The following is a 20,773-nucleotide window of genomic DNA, read 5'->3' as shown; positions in this document are numbered from 1 at the left end:
CGACTTCGCGATGGCGCGGGCAGCCGGATGCCCATGCGCCCCGCCACCTCGGCTGCGACGACTGCACCCGAACAGCCGCTCACCCAAGCCCGGTTGTGGGACGGCAGCCAGCCCCGCCCACCTGCCGGGCGGCAACCGCTGCGCAAACCACACCCCTTCACCCCCACCCGAAGAGGCCAGATGAGCCAGAACGACCCCATCGTCCGCCTGCCACTGCCCACCGACGGTCCCCTGGACCCGCCGCCCGAATGGGAGTTGCTGCGCGCACAGTGTCCGGTGGCCACCGTCGAACTCCCCAGCGGAGACACCGGCACGCTGCTGACCCGCTACGAACACGTCAAGGCACTCCTGTCGGACCCACGCTTCTCGCGCCCGGCCGCCGAGGACGACAGCGCGAGGATCGCCCCGGAAGGGGGCGGCGGCGTATCGACCAACAGCGGCACGTCGCTCTCGCTCCACATGAAGGGCGAAGGCCACCAGAGGTGGCGCCGTCACGTCGGCAAGTACTTCACCGCAAAGCGCGTGACGGCGCTGCGCCCCGGCATGGAGGAGATGGCCGAGGCCATCGTCGCCGCCATGGTCAAGAGCGGCCCGCCCGCCGACCTCAAGGCAGCGCTCGGCTTCCCGCTGCCGGTCTACGTGATCTGCGGCCTCCTCGGCGCGCCCGTCGAGGACCGGGACCGCTTCTCCTACTGGTCCGACGCGTTCCTGAACGTCAGCCGCTACTCGGAGGAGGAGACCGGCGCGGCCCACGACGACTCCGTGGCCTACATGTCCGAGCTGATCGCGGCCAAGCGCGCCGAGCCCGGCGAAGACCTGATCAGCACCCTCATCGAGGAGAGCCGGGCGGAGGGTGAGGGGCTGACCGACCCCGAGCTCCGCGACACCGGCATGGCCCTGCTGGTCGCCGGGCACGAGACCACCGCGAACATGATCGGCAAGATGGTCGTCATGCTGCTGGCCGACCGCACCCGGTGGGACGGCCTGCTGGCCGACCCCTCTCTGGTGCGCACCGCGGTCGACGAGGTGCTGCGCTCCGACGCCAACCTGGGCGGCTACGGCCTCCGGCGCTATCTGACCGAAGACTACGAGGTCGACGGGACGGTGCTGCCGGGCGGCACCACCGTCTTCTGCGGCCTGTCCGCAGCCAACCGCGACGAGCGGGCCTTCACGGACCCGGCCGAGATGGACCTCACCCGCAGCCCCAACCCCCATCTCGCCTTCGGCGCCGGTGCCCACTCCTGCCTGGGCCAGTCCCTGGCCCGCACCGAACTCCAGGTCGTCCTCGAGGTCCTGCTGCGCAAGCTGCCGAGCCTCGACCTGGCCGTACCCGTCGCGCAGTTGCGCCAGGTCGAGGGACTCACCGTCGGCGGCCTGCGCGAGGTGCCCGTGCGATGGTGACCCGCCCCGCCGAAACCTCCGTACCGACCGACCGCACAGCCGAAGGCACGGCCGAAAAGAAAGGAGCGACCATGAAGGTCACCGTGGACGAGGACAAGTGCTGCGGCGCCGGGAGTTGCGTCCTCGCCGCACCGGACGTCTTCGACCAGCGCGACGAGGACGGCATCGTCGTCCTCCTCGACCCCGAGCCGGCAGCGGACCAGCACGCGGCCGTCCGGGACGCGGCCGCCGTATGCCCCGCCGCCGCCATCGCGCTGAGCGACGTATAACGCGCTGAACGCAGATCCCCTCCAGGTCGATGACGCAGTCGGCCTGGAGAGGTTCGCCGTGCGAGGTAACGGTGCCGATGGTGGTCGGCAACTGGGCTTGAGGGCAGCCTGTGAAGCGCTGAACGTCCGCCAGGGTCCAGGGCTCGGGGAGATGCCCGTCGTGGTGCTACGTGGCGGGGAGGAGCTCGACCACGGCGTGGCCCAACCGGGGCCGGATCCACTCACCGCTGCGTTCGATGCCGATGACGCCTCCGAGGAAGGCCATGTCAAAGGTGCCGGTGGGGGTCTCCCAGCGGAACGGAACACATGAGACATGGGAGGGGAAGTCGTCCTGGGCGGTGGTGCCGGGGCCGAACGACTGTAGGGGACATGGCCCGTCGTCGGTGTACCGGTGAGCGAAGAAGGCGGTGATCCAGCCGGTGACCCGGTCGCCGCCGGACCCCGACTCCCACTTGTAGAGCGACCGCCAGAATCCGTGGTCGACGCCCCAACCGGAGGCTGTCTCGCTGATCGCCTCCAACACCGGGTGCAGGGCGGTGAACCACGGGCGCAGGCCCTCGAACCACTCCGACAGCTCCCGCACGCGGGCCACCAGCAGGCGCCAGTCCCGGTCCGTGCCCTCCAGCCGGATCCGTGGAATGCCGCAGAGCGTCTGCCACCGGAAGCGGTAGTACGGACTGACCACGTCCATCAGCGCGACCAGCGCGGCGGTGGCATCGGCAGGGGTGGTAGTGGAGAAGGCGGGCTGGAACAGGTCGGCCACATCGTCGCCGATCCGGGAGCGCAGCGGCTGCTGTACCAGGTTGATCGAGCGCTCCCAGTCCTCGGGAGCGAAGTCGTCGCGGACGGCGATGGTCCGCTGATGACCGGGCGTGTCGGTGAAGAGTCCCTCGTACGTGCCGCGGTTCAGCCGGACGTGGACGGCCACCTCGTGCACGACGGCGTACCAGAGCAGGTCGGGTGACAGGCTCAGTGGCAGGTGGGCCGTGAAGCAAAGGTGGATGGCACGCAGCAGAAGGCTGGAGGTGGTCTCGGCGAGCTCGGTGAACTCGGTGGTCTCCGGACCGTTGGTGGTCCAGCCGACGAGGCGGTCAGTGCTGCGGTGGTGGAAACGCGCCTGGTCGCGGACCACCGCCCGCAGGAAGCGCTCGTTGCCGAGTTCGGTGAGTTCAGCTGCGAGCCGATCGGCATTGCGGTCTTCGCCGAGCGGCAGATCTATCTCGAAAGCCATCCGTATCCCCAGGAGCAGTGATCGGTCCCGATCTTAGAAGAGTGATGAAAACGTGGGCGCTGGCTCACATGCTCGGGACCGGCCTGGCAGCAAAACTCACGTGACTGTGACCCACGCGCTTCCTAGGATCGGATCTTGTGCGTACCCGTCCGTCCTTTATCAACGATGAGGCGATCGCCAGTGCGGTTGCCACCCACTGGCTGCCTGAGATCGCCGAAGTCGACTACCTGCCCTGGGGTTTCGGCGCACACCACTGGCGGGTGGCCGGTGGCGACAAGACGCTGTTCGTGACGTTGGACCAGTTGGCGCCCCGTCATACCGCGGCCTCGCTGGAGGCTGCCTACGCGGGGGCGGCCGCGCTGGCCGCCGGGGGTCTGGACATGGTGTGTGCGCCGTCGCCCGCGCGGCCCGGGCGGTTCACGATCGATGTCGGGCCCGGCGTGCTCAGTGTGACGCCGTGGCTGGACGGACGGTCTCCGACTGAGGCTGAGGCTCGCGCACCCCAGCACGTCCGCGAGGTGATCGCGGCGCTGGTCGCGTTGCATCGCACGGCACCACCGGACGGCCTGCCGTGCTGGGTTCCACGGGTCGGCCCGGGGTTCGCCGACGAGTTGCGGGCTCGCACCGCCCAGCCCTGGACGTCCGGCCCGCTGGCGGAGGAAGCCCGGGGTGCGCTTGCCTCACACCATGACGCGATCAAGCGCTGGACCGGCCGTTATGGAGAACTCGCGGACATCGCGCACTCCCATCGTGATCTCTGGGTGCCGACCCATGGCGAGCCGCACAACGACAACCAGGTCATGGTTGCCCGCGGACTGAAGCTGGTCGACTGGGAGTCGCTGGCTCTCGCGCCGCGTGAGCGGGACTACTCCGACCTGCTCGATACGGGTGAAGCCGACGGTTTGGCCCCCGACCCTGCGATGGTCGAACTGTTCGCACTTGATTGGCGGCTTTCCGAGATCGCCGAATATGCACTGTGGTTCACCACGCCGCACACCGGTACAGACGACGATCGCATCGCGTTGGAAGGACTGTACGAGGAATTGTCAGACGCCACTGATTGACCCCGCGACCAGAGTGGTCAGGCGACCCCCAGTAGGGTCCCCGCATCCAGCGTGGTGCACGATCGGAGACTCCAGCCCACACCCAGCAACGCGAGGGCCACCGCGAACACGGCGACGGAACCGCCGGGTGCGTTGGCGGCGGCGCCGTGGCCGTGGTCGCGCGGGTGGCGTCGGCCGGCGTCCGGCCCGCACCGCCGTATGGTCAGCCCCGGTCACCCAGGTCCAGGCGGTCGAGCAGCCCGGCGTCGGTGAAGGCGGCGACCAGTTCGTCACGGCCCTCGGTGAAGTGCGCCCAGCTGTCGTAGTGGACGGGAACCACCCGGCGGGCGCCCAGGATCTGGGCAGCGTGGGCGGCCTGTGTGCTGTCGAGGACGATCAGAGCGCCGTCGAAGAGGACGGGGAAGCGGGGAGCCCCGGCGAACAGGATGGCAGTGTCCACCGGACCGAACCGTTCGGCGATCTCCTCGACCAGGTCGAGCGAGGCGTTGTCGCCGCTGACGTACACCGTGGGCAGGCCCTCCCCCGTCAGGACGAATCCGACGACCTGGCCGGTGATCGGCTCGACGTCCTCGCGCACGCCGGGCCCGTGGAGGGCGGGCACGCCGGTGACGGTGATCGTGCCGCCGCCGGGGCGGTCCAGCTCGATCGACTCCCAGTCGGCCAGCCCCCGGGCCCCCGCACCGAGGCGCTGCCCGCCCCCAGGCGTGGTCAGGGTCAGTGGGACGTCGGCGAGCAGTGCCCGGCCGGAGGCGTCGAGGTTGTCGGGGTGCTCGTCGTGGGAGAGCAGGACCACGTCGATACGGCCGAGGTCGGCCGGCGCGGCGGCGGAGGAGGGCGCCGTCTTGGTCAGCCGGCCGCCCGGCACGTGGTAGTCGCGAGGCGCGTCGAAAGTCGGGTCGGTCAGGAAGCGCAGGCCCCCGTATTCGAAAAGGGCCGTCGGGCCGCCGAAGACGCGGACGGAGATCTGCTCAGCGGTCGTGCTGGTGCCGGCCATCAAAACCTCACGGATGGGTGTTGGGTTATCCGTGAGAGACGATAGCGGCGTCTCACGGATGAACACAAGCCGTACCATGACAGCCATGAGCGAGACCCCGACCTCCGAGTCCGTGTCTCCGCCCGCGCCGGGGGCGGAGGAATACCTCGCCCTCGACTTCGTCAACAGCGCCGTCGCACTGCCCGGAGGGCACTTCATCGATCTCCTCGGCACCCCCGAGGCGGCCAATCGGTGGCTCACCGAACACGGTCTCGCGCCGGCTGACGCCGGGGTGCGGGAGATGTGCGCGGCGCAGCTGCGCTCCCTGCGCGAACACCTCAGATCGCTGTTCGCCGCCCGCGTCGCCGGGCTGCCCGCCCTGCCCGCGGCGCTGTCCGCTGTCAACGACGCGCTGAGCAGAGCCCCTTCGGCCGCCCTGCTGCACTGGGACGAGAAGAGCGGCCCCTACCGCGCGGCGCCGTGCCCCACCAACGAGATCCTCGACCGCGCTCTGGCGGCCCTCGCGGCCAACGCGGCCGACCTCCTCACCGGCCCCGACGCCGACCGCCTCACCGGCTGCGGTTCCACCCCGTGCAACCGCTACCTGCTGCGCCACGGCCGCCGCCAGTGGTGCTCCACCCGCTGCGGCGACCGCGCCCGCGCCGCCCGCGCCTACGCTCGACGCCCCCGGCCCACAGCAGGCTGACGAACCCATGCCACCCGGGAGAGTGACGCCCACATCGGCCGACCGGACGGCGCGGGACAAGCATCGAAATTGATCATCCTGGCCACAGCAGTCGCGGGCCTCCCAGCGCCACAGCGTTGGGAGGCGCGGCCATGATCAGCCCAGCGATCGGCGGGCGTCTCGTTCCGGGTTGACCAGCAGTGCGAAGCACAGACCGCCGAAGGCCACGAGCACACCGAAGACGAGGAAGGCATCGGTGTAGCCCTGCTGCTCCGTCGCCGACCGGTCGAGGAGCCAGCCGGTGAACATCGGGCTGATGATCCCCGCGCTGGTACCGAGCGCGGTGAGGACCCCCAGCGCACCGCCACGCCGGGCGGCGGGGGCGATCTCGGCGACGGCCGGATTGGCGACGGCCTGCACGGTGGTGGACAGCCCGTATCCCAGCATCAGGAGAGCCACGGCGACGACGGGCGACGTCACCCAGTGCAGCAGAGTCAGGATGAGACCCGCGGCGACGAGGCAGCTGCCGCCGAAGACACCACGTACGAACCGGGAGGAAAAGCCACGGCGCAGCAGACGATCGGTGATCGGTCCGACCGACAACAGGGCCACGATGGCCATCGCGCTGGGCAGTCCGAAGAGGGAACCGGAGGTCGCGGCCGAGAAGCCGAGACCGTCCTCGAAGTAGGAGGGCAGCCAGGTGAAGACGACCGCGGCGAGCGCCCCTTGAGTGAAGTAGGCGGCCAGAGCGCCGAGGAAGGTGCCGTTCAGCAGGATCCGGCGCCACGGCACGCTGTCGCGGACGGCACGCTTCTCCTCCTCCTGCGGGTCCGAGGTCTTCTCGTGTGCCCGTCCGGTGGCCGCCTTGTCCGCATAGGGGCCGAGCCGACCGGTGAAGAACCACACGACGCTCCACGTCAGGGCGAGCAGCCCGACGGACAGGAAACCCGCCCGCCAGCCGAAGTGCAGGATGACCAGGGTCAGCACCGGGGCGAGCGCGAGCTTGCCGATCGCCGCGCCACAGGTGATGAGGGCGGCGGGCAGGCCGCGCCGCTCGTTGGGGAACCAGGAGTACGCGGCCATGTGCGCCAGGGGCTGGGCGGGGCCCTCGGCCGCGCCCACCATCACTCGGCTCGCGTAGATCGCGGCGCCGCTCACGGCGAACAGCGCGGGGACCTGCCCCGCTGCCCACAGCAGACCGCAGACCGCAGACCGCAGACCAGCAGGATCCAGCGGGGCGAAATCCGCTCGGACAGGAAGCCCGCGATCAGGCAGGTCACGCCGAACAGCAGGTAGGCGGCGCTGCCCAACGATCCGAACTCCGCCTTGCTCAGGTGGAGATCCGCCATGAGCGGCTTGGCGGCCAGACCGAGCAGAGCCTTGTCCAGGAAGATCACTGCCGACGATGCCACGACGACGGCCAGGACCACCCAGGCACGCGCCGGTCTCGGCTCGGCCTCGCGTACGGCGGCGGGTGGGGCGGGGATGGGCCGTCCGTCAGGCCGATACGCGGGCGATCGTGAAACAGGCCGGGGCGGCGATCCCCGGGATGCCGGCCGCGGCGTCGGCCGAGGTCGTCACGGAGCCGCTGACGGATTGAACGCGTTGGTCGTTGGCAGGTCGGTCACGAGCAGCCGGTATCCGACGTCAATGGTGTCGAGCGTGAGCAGTTCGGCGTGGTGTGTGTGCCAGCGGCCGGTTGTTAGGTCGTCCGCGAGCCGGGCCAGACCGGGCGCGATGGCGTCTTCGCCGGTCTGGGCCAGCATGGAGATCCCCGCGCGCACCCGCGGGTCGAGATAGGCCTCGGGGCGGCGCCAGTATGCGGCGCCGAATCCGTCCACGCAGTCATGGGGGACCATGACCGGTTCCTGGCGCGCACCGCCGAGCAGGTCGACCAGCTGGTCGGTGGGGGTGGCGCGGGTGTCGTCGAGCGCGGCCGCCTCCGGGAGGTAGTCCCGGACGAGCCAGAACCGCTCGCGGAAGACCTGCTGGTCCCACGTCAGGATGACGATGCGGCGGCGGGCGACCCTGCGCAGCTCGGCCATTCCGGCTGCCAGGTCGGCCCAGTGGTGGACGGTCAGCAGGGCCATCGCGGCCTCGGCGGCGTTGTCACGCAGCGGGAGGTGCTCCGCGACGGCCCGCACGGCGGGCGCGGATCCCGGCGGGCGCTGGGCGATCATGACCTGGCTGGGCTCGACCGCGAGCGCGGTCCGCGGCGGCTCGTAGGAGCCGGTGCCCGCCCCGACGTTGATCACGTCGGTGACGTTCCCGAGGGCGGCGTGGATCTGCGCGGCGATCCGCGGATCAGGCTGTCGTGTCCGGGCGTACGCGGCGCCGAGCGTGTCGTAGGTGGCCATGGTCGTCAGTATGCGAAACGGGCACGGCCCCTGCCCTGCCTACGCGGGAAGCCGGTTACCGCCCCCGGCGAGGTTCCTCATGGCATCGACGGCCGACAAGGCCTTGACCGGACGCGAAGCGGCCCCTACATTCCTCACACCCTCGAGGTAGATCGATTAACCACTCGTTAACCGCCTGGTTGGAGACACCCCGCTGTGCACTCACCGCTGACTAGGCGCGGCTTCCTCGCCGCCGGTTCCGGCCTCGCCGCCGCGACCGCCCTGCCTGCCCTGTCCGGCTGCTCCCTGGTGGCCGCGGCGGACTCCGATCCCCATACGCTCGTCGTGCACAGCCAGCTGGGCACCACCTCCCCGGGATCGCCCACCTACCTCGCGGGCCTGGACCGATTCCGCAAGGAAAATCCGGGACTCAAGGTCAAGAACCTGATCAACGGCGATGACCTCGCGCAGGTGTACGAGACCTCGCGCCTGGCGCGCAAGGAGCCGGACGTCGTGATGGTCAACCTCTACGACAAGACGCTCGCGTGGACGGACGTCGGCGCCACCGTCGACGTCAAGGGCTACCTGGACGACTGGGGGCTGCGCGACCGGGTGCGCCCGGAGGCTCTCGCCGCGTGGACCGACGCCAAGGGCAGGCTGCGGGCCTTCCCCTACTTCGCCACGAACTGGCCGATCGCCTACAACAGAGCGCTGCTGGACCGGGCGGGCGTCGACGCGATACCCACCACGGGTGACGAGCTGATCGCCGCGGCCCGCAAGCTGCGCGCCAAGGGGATCGCGCCCGTGACCGTCGGCGGCAACGACTGGACCGGGCAGAAGCTGCTCGCCCAGATCATCCAGACCTTCCTGACCGAGGACGAGGCCAGGCACGTCTACTCCACCGGGGACTTCGGCAGCAGGGGCGCCCGGGAGGGCATCGAATACTTCGCGACGCTGCGGGACGCGGGCGTCTTCGCCGACAAGGCACAAGGCCTCACATCGGACCTGATGACCACGCAGTTCAACACCGAGTCCGCGGCGATGGAATCGGCGATGTCATCGGCGCTGGCGAAGGTGCCCGAGAAGGTCGTCCGGCACACCGAGGTCGGCGGCTGGCCGCTGGCCGACGGCGCCGTGCACGACAAGCCCACCATCCTGCGGACGTACACCCTGATCGGATTCTGGATCAGCCCGAACGGCGCCAAGAAGATCGATGCCGTCGAGAAGTTCCTGCGCTTCATGTACCGCCCCGACACCGTCTCCCGGTTCATCAAGGAGAGCGGCCGCGACATGGCGCTGCGCTCCGACACCGTCAGCACGGACTTCCCGCTGGTCGCCGCCGCGCAGAAGCTGGGCTCCGATGTGAGCCAGGTGCTGTTGCCCGATGTGTATGTTCCGCCCGCCGCCACCCAGCCGCTGATCACCGCGACCAGCACATCGTTCACCCGAGGCACCAGCGCCGCGAAGGTCCGCGCCGCGCTCGAGACCGCGTACCGCTCCGCGTGACCCGTCCGCCCGCTCGCTCGCATCCCGAGCCCGACCTCACGGAAGCCACCTCATGACGACGCTGACGTCGACCCCGGGCGGGGCCGCGGTCCGCCACCCCGCTCCGCCCTCCGCCACGCCCCGTTCGCACAACGCCCGACAGGGCGGCACGATCCTCGCCGTCCCCGCGCTGATCTGGTACGCGATCTTCATGATCGGTCCGGTGATCGCCATCTTCGTGATCGCCGCCCTGCACTGGCCGGGGATGCTTCAGCCGGTGTCCTTCGCCGGTCTCGACAACGTCCGCACGGTCTTCGACGACCCCGTGTTCTGGGACGCGGTGAACAACACCGCCATCCAGCTCGCCGTGGCGCTGCCGATCATGATCGTATGCGCCTACATGCTGGGCTACTACGTCGCCCAGAAACCCCCCGGACACCGTGTCATCCGCTATCTGCTGTTCATCCCCGGCCTGATATCCACCCCCGCGAAGGCCATGGTGTTCTACGCGGCGCTGTCGCCGGACGGGCTGGTCAACGGCACGTTGCAGTCCGCGGGGCTCGGTTCGCTCACCGACGCCTGGCTCGCCTCGCCGTCGACGGCTCTGGCCTGTCTCATCGCCCTGGACGTATGGAGCGGGATCGGCTTCACCGCCGTCCTGTTCGCCGCCCGGCTCGACAGCGTCCCGGACGAGCTCGGCGAGGCGGCACAGCTGGACGGGGCCGGGCACTGGCGGACCATGTGGCGCATCCACTTCCCCGTGATCCGTGACTATGTCGGCGTCGTCACCATGCTTCAGTTCCTGTGGACCCTCTTCGGCTCGGCACAACACGTCCTGCTGCTCACCATGGGCGGTCCCGGCAGTTCGTCGACGACGCTGTCGTTTCTCGTGTATCAGAAGGCGTTCATCGCGGCCGACCTGGGTTACAGCCAGACCGTCGGCGTCGTCCTCTTTCTGGCCGGGCTCGTCGGGCTGCTCGCCATCCGCCGCACGTTTCGCCAGAACTACTGATCGGAGCGGTCACCATGAAACTCGGCAAACGCTGGCTGCCCGCACACCTTCTGGTGTGGACCTACGCGGTGCTGCTGATCGTGCCGCTCTACTACTTCCTCGCCTCCGCGTTCAAGAGCAACGAGGAGATCTTCGCCCATCCCTTCGCGCTGCCGGACTCACTCGGCTTCGACAACTTCCGGACGGCCTATACCAGCGCCTCCCTGGGGCCGGCCATCGTCAACTCGGCGCTGGTGACGGTCCTTTCGCTGGCGCTGACCCTGCTGCTGGCGCTGCCCGCGTCGTTCGCCCTCGCCCGGTCGACCGGACGGCTGGCCTCGGCGATGGAGAAGGTCTTCTCGCTCGGCTTCCTGATCCCGACGTTCGCGGCGCTCTTCCCGACGTTTCTGCTCGCCGCGGCCACCGGGCTGTTCCATACACAGCTCTTCATGGTCCTTTTCCTGCCCGCGACGGCGATGCCGCTGTCGGTGGTGATCCTGGTGCAGTTCATGCGGACCATCCCCAGGGAGATGGAGGAGGCCGCCCGGATGGACGGGGCGTCCACCTACACGGTGCTGCGCCACATCTACACGCCGATGTGTCTGCCCGGCATCGCCACCGTGGTCCTGCTGAACTTCCTGACGTTCTGGAACGAGTACCTGTACTCGCTCGTCATCATCGGCCCGGACCCCGACCAGCGCACCGTCCAGGCGGCCCTGCCCACGCTGAAGGCGGTCATCGGCACCGACTACGGCGTCCTCACGGCCGGCACGGTGCTGACCCTCATCCCCGTATGGATCGTCTACACGGTGCTCCAGAAGCGCATGCAGCAGGCGCTCATCAGCGGCGCGGTGAAGATGTGAGCGCGCCCGCCGGGAAGCAGGGCCGCCGGCCCACCATCAAGGCGGTGGCGGCCGCCGCCGGGGTGTCGACGGCGGCCGTGTCCCAGGCCTTCCACGGCAAGGGCCGGCTGTCGGAGCCGACCAGGCAGCGCATCCTGGACACCGCGGGAGAGCTCGGCTGGTCGCCGAGCGCGCCCGCCGCCGCCCTGCGCAACGCCCGTACCCGCACCCTCGCGCTCGTGGTGCGGCGCCCCACCGACGTGCTCGGCGCGGATCCGCACTTCAGCGAGCTGATCACCGGTATCGAGGGCGAACTCGCGCCCCGCGGCTACGGCCTCCTGCTGCATCTGGTCGCCGGGGCGCAGGAGGAGAACGCCCTCTACAGGCAGCTCACGGCCGAAGGCCGGGTCGACGGAGCCGTCCTGACGGACGCGCACACCGACGACCCGCGCCCCGCCCTGCTGGCCCGCCTCGGCCTGCCCGCCGTGCTGCTCGGTCCCCCCGACCGTGCCGCCCGGGTGCCGAGCGTCGGCCTCGGCCACCAGGGCGCCGCCGTCGAGGAGGTCGTCCGCCACCTGCTCGGCCTCGGACACCGACGCATCGCCTATGTGGCGGGCCCCGCCGACCTGCTGCACACACGGCTGCGCGGCGGTGTCTTCGAGACGGCCCTCAAGGCGGCCGGTCTGCGGCCCTACGCGGTCCTCCACACCGACTTCACCGAAGTGTCCGCCGTGGCCGCGACCCGGGCGCTGCTGGACACCGCCGACCGCGCCACCGCGATCGTCTACGCCAACGACTCCATGGCGGTGTGCGGCATCGGCGCCGCCCAGCGCGCCGGTCTGCGGGTCCCCGACGACCTGTCGGTCGTCGGCTACGACAACCTGCCGCTCGGCCGGTGGCTGCACCCCCGGCTGACCACGGTGGACCAACAAGTGCAGCGGGTCGGCGCGGCCGCCGCCCGGCTGCTCCTCGCCCGCTGCGGCGAGGACGTCGAGGAGACGGTGCTCGACGACCGGCCGCGTCTGGTCGTCCGCGAGTCCACGGGGCCCGCCCCCGTCTCCCCCGCCTGACGCCCGCGCTGCCACCACGACCAACAGATCCACGAGTCTCCCCCACACCGCACCACGAGATCCGAGAAGGACCATGCGACGCCACAGCGCCCAGCTCACCCACCACCCCGCCGTCCTGCCCTGGCTCGGCGCCAACTTCTGGTCCCGCACCGGCGGGCCCCTGATGTGGCGCGACTACGACCCGAAGACGGTCCGCGCGGAACTGCGGGTGCTGCACGAGCACGGCCTGACCATGACTCGGTCGTTCTTCTACTGGCCGGACTTCCATCCGCAGCCCCACCGCGTCGACGAGACGCTGTGCGAACGCTTCCGTGACTTCCTCGACGCCCACAGCGAGACGGGCATGGGGACGGTACCCACCTTCATCGTCGGACACATGTCGGGCGAGAACTGGGACCCGGCCTGGCGCGGTGGCCGCGATCTGTACGAGGACGTGTGGATGGTCGGCCGCCAGGCGTGGTTCGTGTCCCAGATGACCCGCCGCTTCAAGGACCACCCGGCGGTCACGGGCTGGCTCATCACCAACGAGATGCCGGGATACGGCCGTATCTACCAGGTGGATCCGCCCTCCTCCGATGTGGTGACGGCCTGGGCGCAGGCCATGTGCAACGCCGTGCGGGCGGCCGGCGGCACCCAGCCCGTCTCCCTCGGCGACGGCGCCTGGGGCATCGAGGTCACCGGCCGCGACAACGGCTTCTCGCTGCGCGAGACCGCCGAGTACGTCGACTTCGTCGGCCCGCATGTGTACCGCTCCGACACCGACCGGCCCCGTCAGCACCTGCGCGCCGCCTTCGAGTGCGAGCTGGCCTCGGTCACCGGACACGCCGTCGTACTGGAGGAGTTCGGCCTCTCCACGGACACCGTGTCCGCCGAGAACGCGGCGGTCTACTACCGGCAGACCCTGCACAACTCCCTGCTCGGCGGAGCGACCGGCTGGATCGCCTGGAACAACACCGACTACGACGATCTGTGGGACCGCTCGCCGTATGACCACCACCCCTTCGAGATGCACTTCGGTATCACCGACAGCACCGGGGCCCCCAAGGCTCCGCTGCTCGAACTCGCCAAGTTCGCCGAGCTGTTGGAGACCGTGGACTTCACGCGGTGCCGACGCCCCGACGCGGACGCGGCGCTGGTCGTGCCCGCCTTCCTGGAGCGCGGCTACCCGTACAGCAGGCCCGCCGACCGGCCGCTGATCTTCACCTCCCTGCACCAGAGCTACGTCGCCACCCGCGCCGCGGACCTGCCGGTGGGCTTCACCCGCGAGGCCGACGGGCTGCCCGGCGACGCGGCCCTGTACCTGCTGCCGGCCACCCGTCAGCTCACCACGCGCACCCGGCGTGAGCTCGAACGCCGCGCCCACGCGGGCGCCACCGTCTACCTCTCGTTCTGCTCCGGCGAGCACCCCGGCACCCGCGGCCCGTGGTTCGACGACCTGGACGGGCTGTTCGGCGTCGAACTACAGCTCTCCTACGGTGTGGCCGAGCCCATCGAGGACGATGTCCTGGAGATGACGTTCACCGACGACTTCGGCGGGCTGACGGCAGGGGACACCTTGCGTTTCCCCGTCGCGGGCAACGAGGACAGCCGGGCGTATCTGCCGGTCCTCCCCCGTGACGCGCGTGTCGTCGCCGTCGACGCACACGGCCGGCCCGCCCTCCTGGTGCGCGACACCGGGCGTGGCCGCACCGTCCTGGCCACCTATCCCCTGGAGCACATGGCCGCCCGCACCGCCCGCGTCAACCCCGAGGACACCCACCGCCTGTACGCGGCGCTCGCCGACATCGCCGGGGTCCGGCGCCCGGTGACGGTCGACAGCCCCCACATCGGCGCGGACCTCGTCGTCCACCAGGACGGGCGCCGCTTCGTATGGCTGGTCAGCCAGAGCCCCGAGGAGCTTGACGTCCGCCCCGTCGCCGACGGCACACTGCACGACCTCGAGTCGGGCGCACCGGCCGCGGACGTGACGCTCGACCCGTACGGGGTGCGCGTCCTGGAGCTGAAGTGACCGATCACCTCTACCGCGACCCGTCCGCGCCCGTCGCGGACCGGGTCCGCGACCTGCTGGCGCGCATGACGCTCACCGAGAAGGTGGGCCAGGTCAACCAGCGCATGTACGGATGGCACGCCTACGAACGCACGGCGGACGGCCACCGGCTCACCGACGCCTTCCGCGCCGAGGTCGCCGCGTACGACGGCATGGGAGCCCTGTACGGGCTACAGCGGGCCGACCCCTGGTCCGGCGTCGGCTTCGCCGACGGCATCACGGCGGCGGACGGGGCCCGGGTCGCCGACGTGGTGCAGCGGTACGTCATGGAGAACACCCGGCTGGGGATACCGGTGCTCCTCGTCGAGGAGGTTCCGCACGGCCACCAGGCTCTGGACGGCACCGTGATGCCGGTCAACCTCGCCGTCGGCGCCACCTGGGACCCCGAGCTGTACGAGGCCGTGGCGGCCGGTGCCGCAGCGGAACTGCGGGCCCGTGGCGGCCACGTGGCGCTCGTCTCGGCCCTCGACCTGGTGCGCGACCCGCGCTGGGGCCGTGCGGAGGAGTGTTTCGGCGAGGACCCGTATCTGGCGGCCCGGCTCACCGAGGCGCTGGTGCGGGGCATGCGCGGTGCCGGAGTCGCCGTCGTGCTCAAACATTTCGCCGGCCAAGGGGCCACCGTCGGCGGACGCAACAGCGCGGCCACCGAGCTGAGCGCCCGCGAGCTGCACGAGATCCATCTGGCTGCGGCCCGGGTCGGCGTACGAGCCGGCGCCGCCGGGGTGATGGCGGCCTACAACGAATTCGACGGCCTGCCCTGTGTGGCCAACCGGACGCTGTTGACCGAACTCCTGCGGGACCAATGGGGGTTCGACGGGATCGTCATGGCGGACGGCGGCGCCGTCGACCGTCTGGTCCGGCTCACGGGAGACCCGGTGGCCGCGGGTGCCCTGGCCCTGAACGCCGGATGCGATCTCAGTCTCTGGGACGCCTGCTATCCGAAGCTGGCCGAGGCGGTGGCGCAGGGGCTCGTCGCAGAGCAGACCCTCGATGCCGCCGTGGCCCGGGTCCTGACCCTCAAGTTCCGTCTGGGCCTCTTCGACCAGCCCTCCTCGCGTGCCGAAGCGCTTGGGGAACAGCGCGCCGATCCGAGCGAGCTGAGTGAACGCGTGGCCCGCGCGTCGATCACGCTGCTGGCCAACGACGGAGGGGTCCTGCCGATCGGATCGGCGCCCCGCCGGATCGCCGTCCTCGGCCCGAACGCCGACTCGATCGCCCAGCAGACCGGCGACTACACCGCGCCGCAGCGGCCCGGCTCCCATCACGTCACAGTCCTGGACGGCATCCGGTCGGCCGCCCCGCCGGACACCGAGGTCGACTACGCGCCGGGGTGCGATCTGGTGGGCGGCGACCTCTCCGGTGTCGCGGAGGCGGCCGCGCTGGCGGCAGCGGCGGACATCGCGGTACTCGTCCTGGGCGGGTCCAGCGCCCGGTCGGGCGACACCGTCTTCGACTCCAACGGCGCGGCCGTCGTCACCTCCGCCGACCCCGTGGGCATGACGTGCGGGGAAGGCGTCGATCTGGCTGATCTCCGGCTTCCCGACGGGCAGTTGGCGCTCCTGGACGCGGTGGCGGCCACGGGCGTGCCGGTGGTCGTGGTGCTCGTGCAGGGCCGTCCGCACGCTCTGCCCGACCTTCCCGGCACCGCCACGGCCGTGCTGAGCGCCTGGTACCCGGGCCCGTGGGGCGGACGGGCCGTCGCCGACGTGCTGTTCGGCGCGGCCGAACCCGAGGGGCGGCTACCGGTGTCCGTACCGAGGTCGGCCGCGCAGCTGCCGGTGTTCTACAACGCGAAGGATCACGGGTACCGCGGCTATGTGGACCAGCCCGCCACTGCCCGCTACGCCTTCGGCCACGGCCTGTCGTACACCACGGTCGCCTACGCGCCACCGCGGCTGTCGCGCGCCTGCGTGACCCCGGCCGATCCCACCCTCACCTGCCGGGTCACCGTGCGCAACACCGGAGAGCGACCGGTACGCGAGACGGTCCAGCTCTATGTACGGCGGCTGTCGGGAGGGTCCTCGTGGCCCCGCACACGCGAACTGCGCGGATTCGCGCGCCTCGACCTGCGGCCCGGGGACGAGGCCGACGCCGTGTTCGAGATCGACGCCGACACTCTCGGCTCCGTCACCCGGGATCTCGGCCTTGCCGTCGAAACCGGAGAACTCCTCCTGGAGACCGGGCCCTCTTCCGCCCGGACACGGGGGGCGAGGCTGGTGATCGCGCGCCCAAGCTGATCACGACTACTCGGCCGGGAGCGCGCCGGCGACTGCCGCTCAGTGGAACTCGTGAACCAACTGGATCTTGCCGACGATGTGGGCGTTGAACTCGTCAAGCTCTTCGGCCGGTACCCACAGTTCAAGGATCGTCTCTCCCCCTGCCTGCTGGACCGGATACCTGCGCAAGAAGCCGGACTCAACCTCGAACCGGGTGACGAAGCCGGCGCCATCGTGCTTGACGTTCCAGTCCCGCGCGATCTTGACGGCGTAGTCCTCGTTGAGGACGGGATAGAAGATCGGCTGCTCGGCAAGCCGCGGCGGCCAGGCACGCCAGTGCAGCTTCCGCACCAGTTCCAGCTCCTTGGGGCCGGTGGGACGCCACAGGGTTGTCGTCGCTGGCTGGCTCGTCACGGGGTTCACTCTCTGGACATGGCAACCGCCGGCGCGGCTGGTGGGGAGCCTAACAGTAGCGACAGCCGGGTATGCCGGCCACGGGCTGTTGCGGCGCGGTCCCTCGACGCGGTACCGACCGCCCCCCAGAGTTCCGATGTAGGGGATGTCCCAGGTGGGGCCGGGCCGGCGGCTTCGACGACGTCAGTCACACCGCGATTGTGCGCAGCCCAGTCCACGGAATCACAGAGTCCCCCTGGCCCGGAAAATCCCTGCGCCACACCGAGCCCGCCGCCTACCATGGCATCTCATGACCTGGCGACATTGATCCCGCAGCCGTGCCTCCCGAGGGCCGCCTCGGACGCCCTGCTCCCGGCGTCCGAATTGTTGTCCCTGCGGGAAGGCCTCATGACACCCTCTCTTGCACGCGTGCCCGCCACCGGGATCCGGCGGCTGACGGCGACGCTGTACTGCTACGCGTTCCTCAACGACCTCATCCTGCTCTACCCGGTGTACGCGCTGCTCTTCAGCGACACCGGTCTGTCGCTGTGGCAGATCTCCTCTCTCTTCGCCCTCTGGTCGGTCACCGGCGTGCTCGTGGAAGTGCCGTCCGGCGCTTGGGCCGACACCGTTTCCCGTCGCCTGCTGCTGTGGCTCGGACCGCTGCTCACCGCTGTCGGCTTCGCGCTGTGGGTGCTCGCCCCGTCGTACGGGGCCTTCGCGCTCGGCTTCGCACTCTGGGGCACTGGCGGGGCGCTCGGCTCCGGAGCGTTGGAGGCGCTCGTGTACGACGAGTTGGGCCGGCTCGACGCGGCCGATCGGTACGCCCACATCATGGGCCGGGTCCGCGCGGCCGGTCTGGTGGCCGTGATGGCGGCGATGGCGCTCGCCGGACCTGTCTTCGCCCTGGGTGGCTATCCGGCCGTCGGTGGGGCCAGTGTGCTGGCCTGCCTGCTGGCGGCAGCGACCGCCACCCGGCTGCCAGAACACCGGACTCCGGCCGCCCGAAGTGACAGTTGGGCCACGACGCTGCGGGCGGGCCTCGCCGAGGCTCGCGGCAACCGCTCCGTGCGCGGAGCCCTGCTGCTCGTCCCGGCGGTGGGTGCCGTGTGGGGCGCGCTCGACGAGTACACCCCGCTCCTGGTACGGGAAACCGGCGTCGCCGGCGCGACCATTCCCTGTCTGCTCCTGCTGATCTGGGCCGGGGCCACAGCCGGCGGCCTGATGGCCGGGGCATGCGCGCGCCTGGGCCGGGCCGGACTCGCCGCGCTCCTCGCGGGCGCCGCGCTCGCCCTGGCGACCGGCGCCGCGCTTCGGACTCCAGCCGGCCTCGTGCTCGTGGCCCTCGCCTTCGGTGGCTTCCAGCTGACAACCGTGCTGGCCGACGCCCGCCTCCAGGCGCGCGTCGACGACAGACACCGTGCGACCCTGACCTCGGTCGCCGGCCTCGGCACGGACCTGGCCACGTTGTCGGTGTACGGCGCGTACGCGGCGGTCAGCTCGGCCACCGCGCACGACACCGCCTTCGTTTGGGCCGCGCTGCCGTATCTGGTCACGGCGCTGGCGCTGGCGGCCGGCAGAGCCCCGGGCTGAGGACTGGGGACGTCGAATCCCCTCTCAGCAGCCCGGGGCCTCGCTCGGGCGACGGCCCTCAGCTAGTAGATGCAGAACACGTCATCGAAACGGAACTCCTTCTTCTCGAGGCCGATCACCTTCACCTCCCCGTGCAACCCGAAGCAGTAATTCTCACCATAGAACCCGAATTCCAGATCAGCATGGAACAGAAATGTCCCAGGCTTGATATGGACGACCTGCTTCTCCTTCGAGAAGTCGACAAACTTCTGGGAGTAGCACTCCTCACCGAACACCAGAATCTTGAAAGTTACGCTGGCCTTCCAGTCGTCACCGCCCGTGAACTCGGCCGAGAGCTTGAAGGCCAGCACACCCGGGATGAGCGGGATTTCATACTCTTTCTTCAGGAGCTCCAGCGGGACGACAAAGGGCTCGGAGGACTCGTCTACGGACTCCAGAGCCTCCTTTACCTCACCGACAGGACGCCCGATCGTCGCGGCGAGGCAGTCCCAGTCCGCCTCAGAGATGCCTTCGATCTCGCTGGAAATCATTCGAGTACCCTCTCCTTCAGTTGTGCCGCCGGATAGCGGCGGCCGGCAGAGCAACACCCGCTACAGCACCAGCGCTGTGCGGCGGCGTGTTGTCCCTAGCTCCATGTTTCTAGTCAGCTTCTGCGCCGCCCCCCTCGCACACTCTCGGGTCAGCGATACCTCTTCCGGTATCGGTGAAGTAGTTTCTCAACTCCCTTGGGCGTGGTGCTCAGACGTCCGGCGATTTCACGTTGGGAGTATCCGACCGCGGTGAACGCGAGTACGGCGCGGGTCCGGATCGGGGCTCGCCCGAGGATCCGTAACGACTCAATGTGAAGTTCCGCTGAACGTTCCGGACCTGGGGAATCGTCAGGAACGTCAAAATACTCCTCGCGCGCGGACACAGGCGTTGGCAGGCGCCCGTCACGATGCTCCCTGAGCCATCGACGGTATTCGTTGGGGAAACACATCAGACACTGCCCAACGAAGTAGGTCTTGAGAGACGACCCGCCCCCCGGACGCCACCCGCCGCCCCGCTCCATTCGCTCCAGAAACGACTTCAGGGCAACCGCGACCGTCAACCCGGACAGCTCCGCGGCGGCGTCCGGATCCTTGGACAGCTCGCCGGCGACATTCAGGCGAATCCTGGTCAGTCGCTCAATTTTGGAGAAGATGACACCGTTGGAAATCCATACACAAAGAACGGAGTACGCGTATCGCGCCAGTGGATCTTTGAGGGACTCCCAGTCATCCCGAACATCCTGCTGACACTCAATTCTGGCGATCCGGCAATCAAGATCCGCCTGGAGGTTGCCGTCAGCCGTCATCTCTTGTCCTGATACACATAGTCGCGGTCCGGGCGTCGTGGCGGAGGCTGGTGACGTGGGCGAGGAGCGCGCACACGGACTCCGTGCGGGTAGCGGTCCCCGCGTGGTTGGCGGTGGCGTACAGGGCCACGGTCGTGGTGGTGTCCTCGTTCGCCCATGCGGCCAGGAACCGGGCGGCGAACGAGTCGTGTGCGTCCGCGTCGCGCCTGATGGCGCGGCGGATGTGTCCGGGTTGCCACACCCGGCCATGGGCCGGTGCGGACGGGCCGCCGGGGTACAGGGTGAGCAGCTGGGCGCGGCCGACCTCGGCGAACCCGCAGCACGCCACGTACATGTCGGCCGCGTCACCGCTGTCGGTGATCTCGGTGACGGCCGCGGCGGCCGGTTCCCAGTCCCGCGCGAACGCGTACCGGAGGGCGGACTCGGTCAGCCGGGCAAGGCGGTCAAGCTCCATGGATCGGTTGGGGCCTCTCGTTCTCGTGTCATTCGGTGGTCTCCGTGATCGGACGAGGCATCAGCTCTCCCCCGTCTGCTCCGGCGTGGACACGTCCAGGCACGTCCGCGGACACCAGTCGGGGCACCAGTCCGTGCAGGCCGGAACCCTGAGCGTGACGGTGTCCGGATCGCTGTACGCGCCCGGCCGGGCAGTGTTCCGCTCGGTCGTCCTGGCGCGGGCCCGCCGGCGTGCCGACCGCCTCAGGCGGCAGAGGACCGCCGCGCAGCATGCGGTAATGACGATGGGCGCCCACACATGCGCGGATGCGATGGCGGCGTCGATCGGCTCCGCGATGGCGATCAGTAACTCAAGCAGGAGCACCGGTCGCACCCCCTTCACGACGCC

At 70.0% G+C, this 20,773-nt stretch carries 21 protein-coding genes; 11 read left to right on the top strand and 10 right to left on the bottom strand.

Annotation, left to right across the window (positions count from 1 at the left end; genetic code table 11):
* Positions 1-180: 180 nt before the first annotated feature.
* A complete protein-coding gene (locus tag ACZ4WQ_RS36490) occupies positions 181-1,401 on the top strand; it encodes a cytochrome P450 (RefSeq protein WP_398375026.1) in 1,221 nt (406 codons plus the stop codon).
* A 71-nt stretch (positions 1,402-1,472) separates the two neighbouring features.
* Positions 1,473-1,670: a ferredoxin gene (locus ACZ4WQ_RS36485; protein ID WP_311724019.1), complete on the top strand. Its 198-nt coding sequence runs from the start codon at positions 1,473-1,475 to the stop codon at positions 1,668-1,670.
* A 166-nt stretch (positions 1,671-1,836) separates the two neighbouring features.
* On the opposite strand, the gene ACZ4WQ_RS36480 is transcribed toward ACZ4WQ_RS36485, so the two are convergent.
* Complete coding sequence (locus tag ACZ4WQ_RS36480; RefSeq protein ID WP_398375023.1) at positions 1,837-2,901, bottom strand: DUF4419 domain-containing protein; 1,065 nt, start codon at positions 2,899-2,901, stop codon at positions 1,837-1,839.
* Positions 2,902-3,038: 137 nt separating this feature from the next.
* Here ACZ4WQ_RS36480 and ACZ4WQ_RS36475 point away from each other — a divergent pair, with 137 nt between their 5' ends.
* Positions 3,039-3,965 (top strand): phosphotransferase, encoded by a 927-nt coding sequence (locus tag ACZ4WQ_RS36475; protein ID WP_385338343.1) that lies wholly within the window; start codon positions 3,039-3,041, stop codon positions 3,963-3,965.
* Between the two features lie 202 nt (positions 3,966-4,167).
* On the opposite strand, the gene ACZ4WQ_RS36470 is transcribed toward ACZ4WQ_RS36475, so the two are convergent.
* Positions 4,168-4,959, bottom strand: a complete 792-nt coding sequence (locus ACZ4WQ_RS36470) for an MBL fold metallo-hydrolase (protein ID WP_398375022.1) — start codon at positions 4,957-4,959, stop codon at positions 4,168-4,170.
* Between the two features lie 85 nt (positions 4,960-5,044).
* On the opposite strand from ACZ4WQ_RS36470, the gene ACZ4WQ_RS36465 reads away from it, so the two are divergent.
* Positions 5,045-5,644 (top strand): CGNR zinc finger domain-containing protein, encoded by a 600-nt coding sequence (locus ACZ4WQ_RS36465; protein WP_398375020.1) that lies wholly within the window; start codon positions 5,045-5,047, stop codon positions 5,642-5,644.
* Between the two features lie 135 nt (positions 5,645-5,779).
* Here ACZ4WQ_RS36465 and ACZ4WQ_RS36460 read toward each other — a convergent pair whose 3' ends face one another.
* From ACZ4WQ_RS36460 to ACZ4WQ_RS36450, 3 genes are all read right to left on the bottom strand, one after another.
* A complete protein-coding gene (locus tag ACZ4WQ_RS36460; RefSeq protein WP_468022734.1) occupies positions 5,780-6,781 on the bottom strand; it encodes an MFS transporter in 1,002 nt (333 codons plus the stop codon).
* Entirely contained in the window at positions 6,778-7,035 is a 258-nt protein-coding gene (locus tag ACZ4WQ_RS36455; protein ID WP_468022733.1) for an MFS transporter, read from the bottom strand. Before ACZ4WQ_RS36455 ends, ACZ4WQ_RS36460 begins: the two co-directional genes overlap by 4 nt.
* Positions 7,036-7,200: 165 nt before the next feature.
* A complete protein-coding gene (locus ACZ4WQ_RS36450; RefSeq protein ID WP_468022732.1) occupies positions 7,201-7,980 on the bottom strand; it encodes a methyltransferase domain-containing protein in 780 nt (259 codons plus the stop codon).
* A gap of 195 nt (positions 7,981-8,175) precedes the next feature.
* Between ACZ4WQ_RS36450 and ACZ4WQ_RS36445 the strand changes: the two genes are divergently transcribed.
* The 6 genes from ACZ4WQ_RS36445 (at position 8,176) to ACZ4WQ_RS36420 (ending at position 16,631) form a co-directional block, all read left to right on the top strand.
* The gene (locus ACZ4WQ_RS36445; protein WP_385338353.1) at positions 8,176-9,465 is read left to right on the top strand and encodes an ABC transporter substrate-binding protein; all 1,290 of its coding nucleotides are present in this window, start codon (positions 8,176-8,178) and stop codon (positions 9,463-9,465) included.
* 52 nt (positions 9,466-9,517) lie between these two features.
* On the top strand, positions 9,518-10,456 hold the full coding sequence (locus tag ACZ4WQ_RS36440; RefSeq protein WP_468022731.1) for a carbohydrate ABC transporter permease: 939 nt from the start codon (positions 9,518-9,520) through the stop codon (positions 10,454-10,456).
* Positions 10,457-10,470: 14 nt separating this feature from the next.
* Complete coding sequence (locus ACZ4WQ_RS36435; RefSeq protein WP_385338356.1) at positions 10,471-11,298, top strand: carbohydrate ABC transporter permease; 828 nt, start codon at positions 10,471-10,473, stop codon at positions 11,296-11,298.
* Positions 11,295-12,347 (top strand): LacI family DNA-binding transcriptional regulator, encoded by a 1,053-nt coding sequence (locus ACZ4WQ_RS36430; RefSeq protein ID WP_311724009.1) that lies wholly within the window; start codon positions 11,295-11,297, stop codon positions 12,345-12,347. Before ACZ4WQ_RS36435 ends, ACZ4WQ_RS36430 begins: the two co-directional genes overlap by 4 nt.
* 73 nt (positions 12,348-12,420) lie before the next feature.
* Positions 12,421-14,355, top strand: coding sequence for a cellulase family glycosylhydrolase (locus tag ACZ4WQ_RS36425; protein ID WP_468022730.1), 1,935 nt, complete (start codon positions 12,421-12,423; stop codon positions 14,353-14,355).
* Complete coding sequence (locus ACZ4WQ_RS36420) at positions 14,352-16,631, top strand: glycoside hydrolase family 3 N-terminal domain-containing protein (protein ID WP_468022729.1); 2,280 nt, start codon at positions 14,352-14,354, stop codon at positions 16,629-16,631. Before ACZ4WQ_RS36425 ends, ACZ4WQ_RS36420 begins: the two co-directional genes overlap by 4 nt.
* A 39-nt stretch (positions 16,632-16,670) precedes the next feature.
* On the opposite strand, the gene ACZ4WQ_RS36415 is transcribed toward ACZ4WQ_RS36420, so the two are convergent.
* Positions 16,671-17,024 (bottom strand): hypothetical protein, encoded by a 354-nt coding sequence (locus ACZ4WQ_RS36415; protein ID WP_311724006.1) that lies wholly within the window; start codon positions 17,022-17,024, stop codon positions 16,671-16,673.
* A gap of 387 nt (positions 17,025-17,411) precedes the next feature.
* Here ACZ4WQ_RS36415 and ACZ4WQ_RS36410 point away from each other — a divergent pair, with 387 nt between their 5' ends.
* Positions 17,412-18,596, top strand: a complete 1,185-nt coding sequence (locus tag ACZ4WQ_RS36410; RefSeq protein ID WP_385338369.1) for an MFS transporter — start codon at positions 17,412-17,414, stop codon at positions 18,594-18,596.
* 62 nt (positions 18,597-18,658) lie between these two features.
* Here the strand turns inward: ACZ4WQ_RS36410 and ACZ4WQ_RS36405 are convergent, their stop codons facing one another.
* From ACZ4WQ_RS36405 to ACZ4WQ_RS36390, 4 genes are all read right to left on the bottom strand, one after another.
* Positions 18,659-19,126: a hypothetical protein gene (locus tag ACZ4WQ_RS36405; RefSeq protein WP_311724003.1), complete on the bottom strand. Its 468-nt coding sequence runs from the start codon at positions 19,124-19,126 to the stop codon at positions 18,659-18,661.
* Positions 19,127-19,275: 149 nt separating this feature from the next.
* Positions 19,276-19,932, bottom strand: a complete 657-nt coding sequence (locus tag ACZ4WQ_RS36400; RefSeq protein WP_311724002.1) for an RNA polymerase sigma factor — start codon at positions 19,930-19,932, stop codon at positions 19,276-19,278.
* Positions 19,922-20,386 carry a hypothetical protein gene (locus ACZ4WQ_RS36395; RefSeq protein ID WP_311724001.1) on the bottom strand — a complete coding sequence of 155 codons (465 nt, stop codon included), beginning with the start codon at positions 20,384-20,386 and terminating at the stop codon, positions 19,922-19,924. Before ACZ4WQ_RS36395 ends, ACZ4WQ_RS36400 begins: the two co-directional genes overlap by 11 nt.
* Before the next feature lie 60 nt (positions 20,387-20,446).
* Entirely contained in the window at positions 20,447-20,749 is a 303-nt protein-coding gene (locus ACZ4WQ_RS36390) for a hypothetical protein (RefSeq protein WP_468022728.1), read from the bottom strand.
* Positions 20,750-20,773 lie beyond the last annotated feature (24 nt).

Source organism: Streptomyces sp. NPDC028305 (assembly GCF_055569495.1).
The sequence above is the reverse complement of the archived record's forward strand: the minus strand, read 5'-3'. Positions and strand labels throughout refer to the sequence as shown.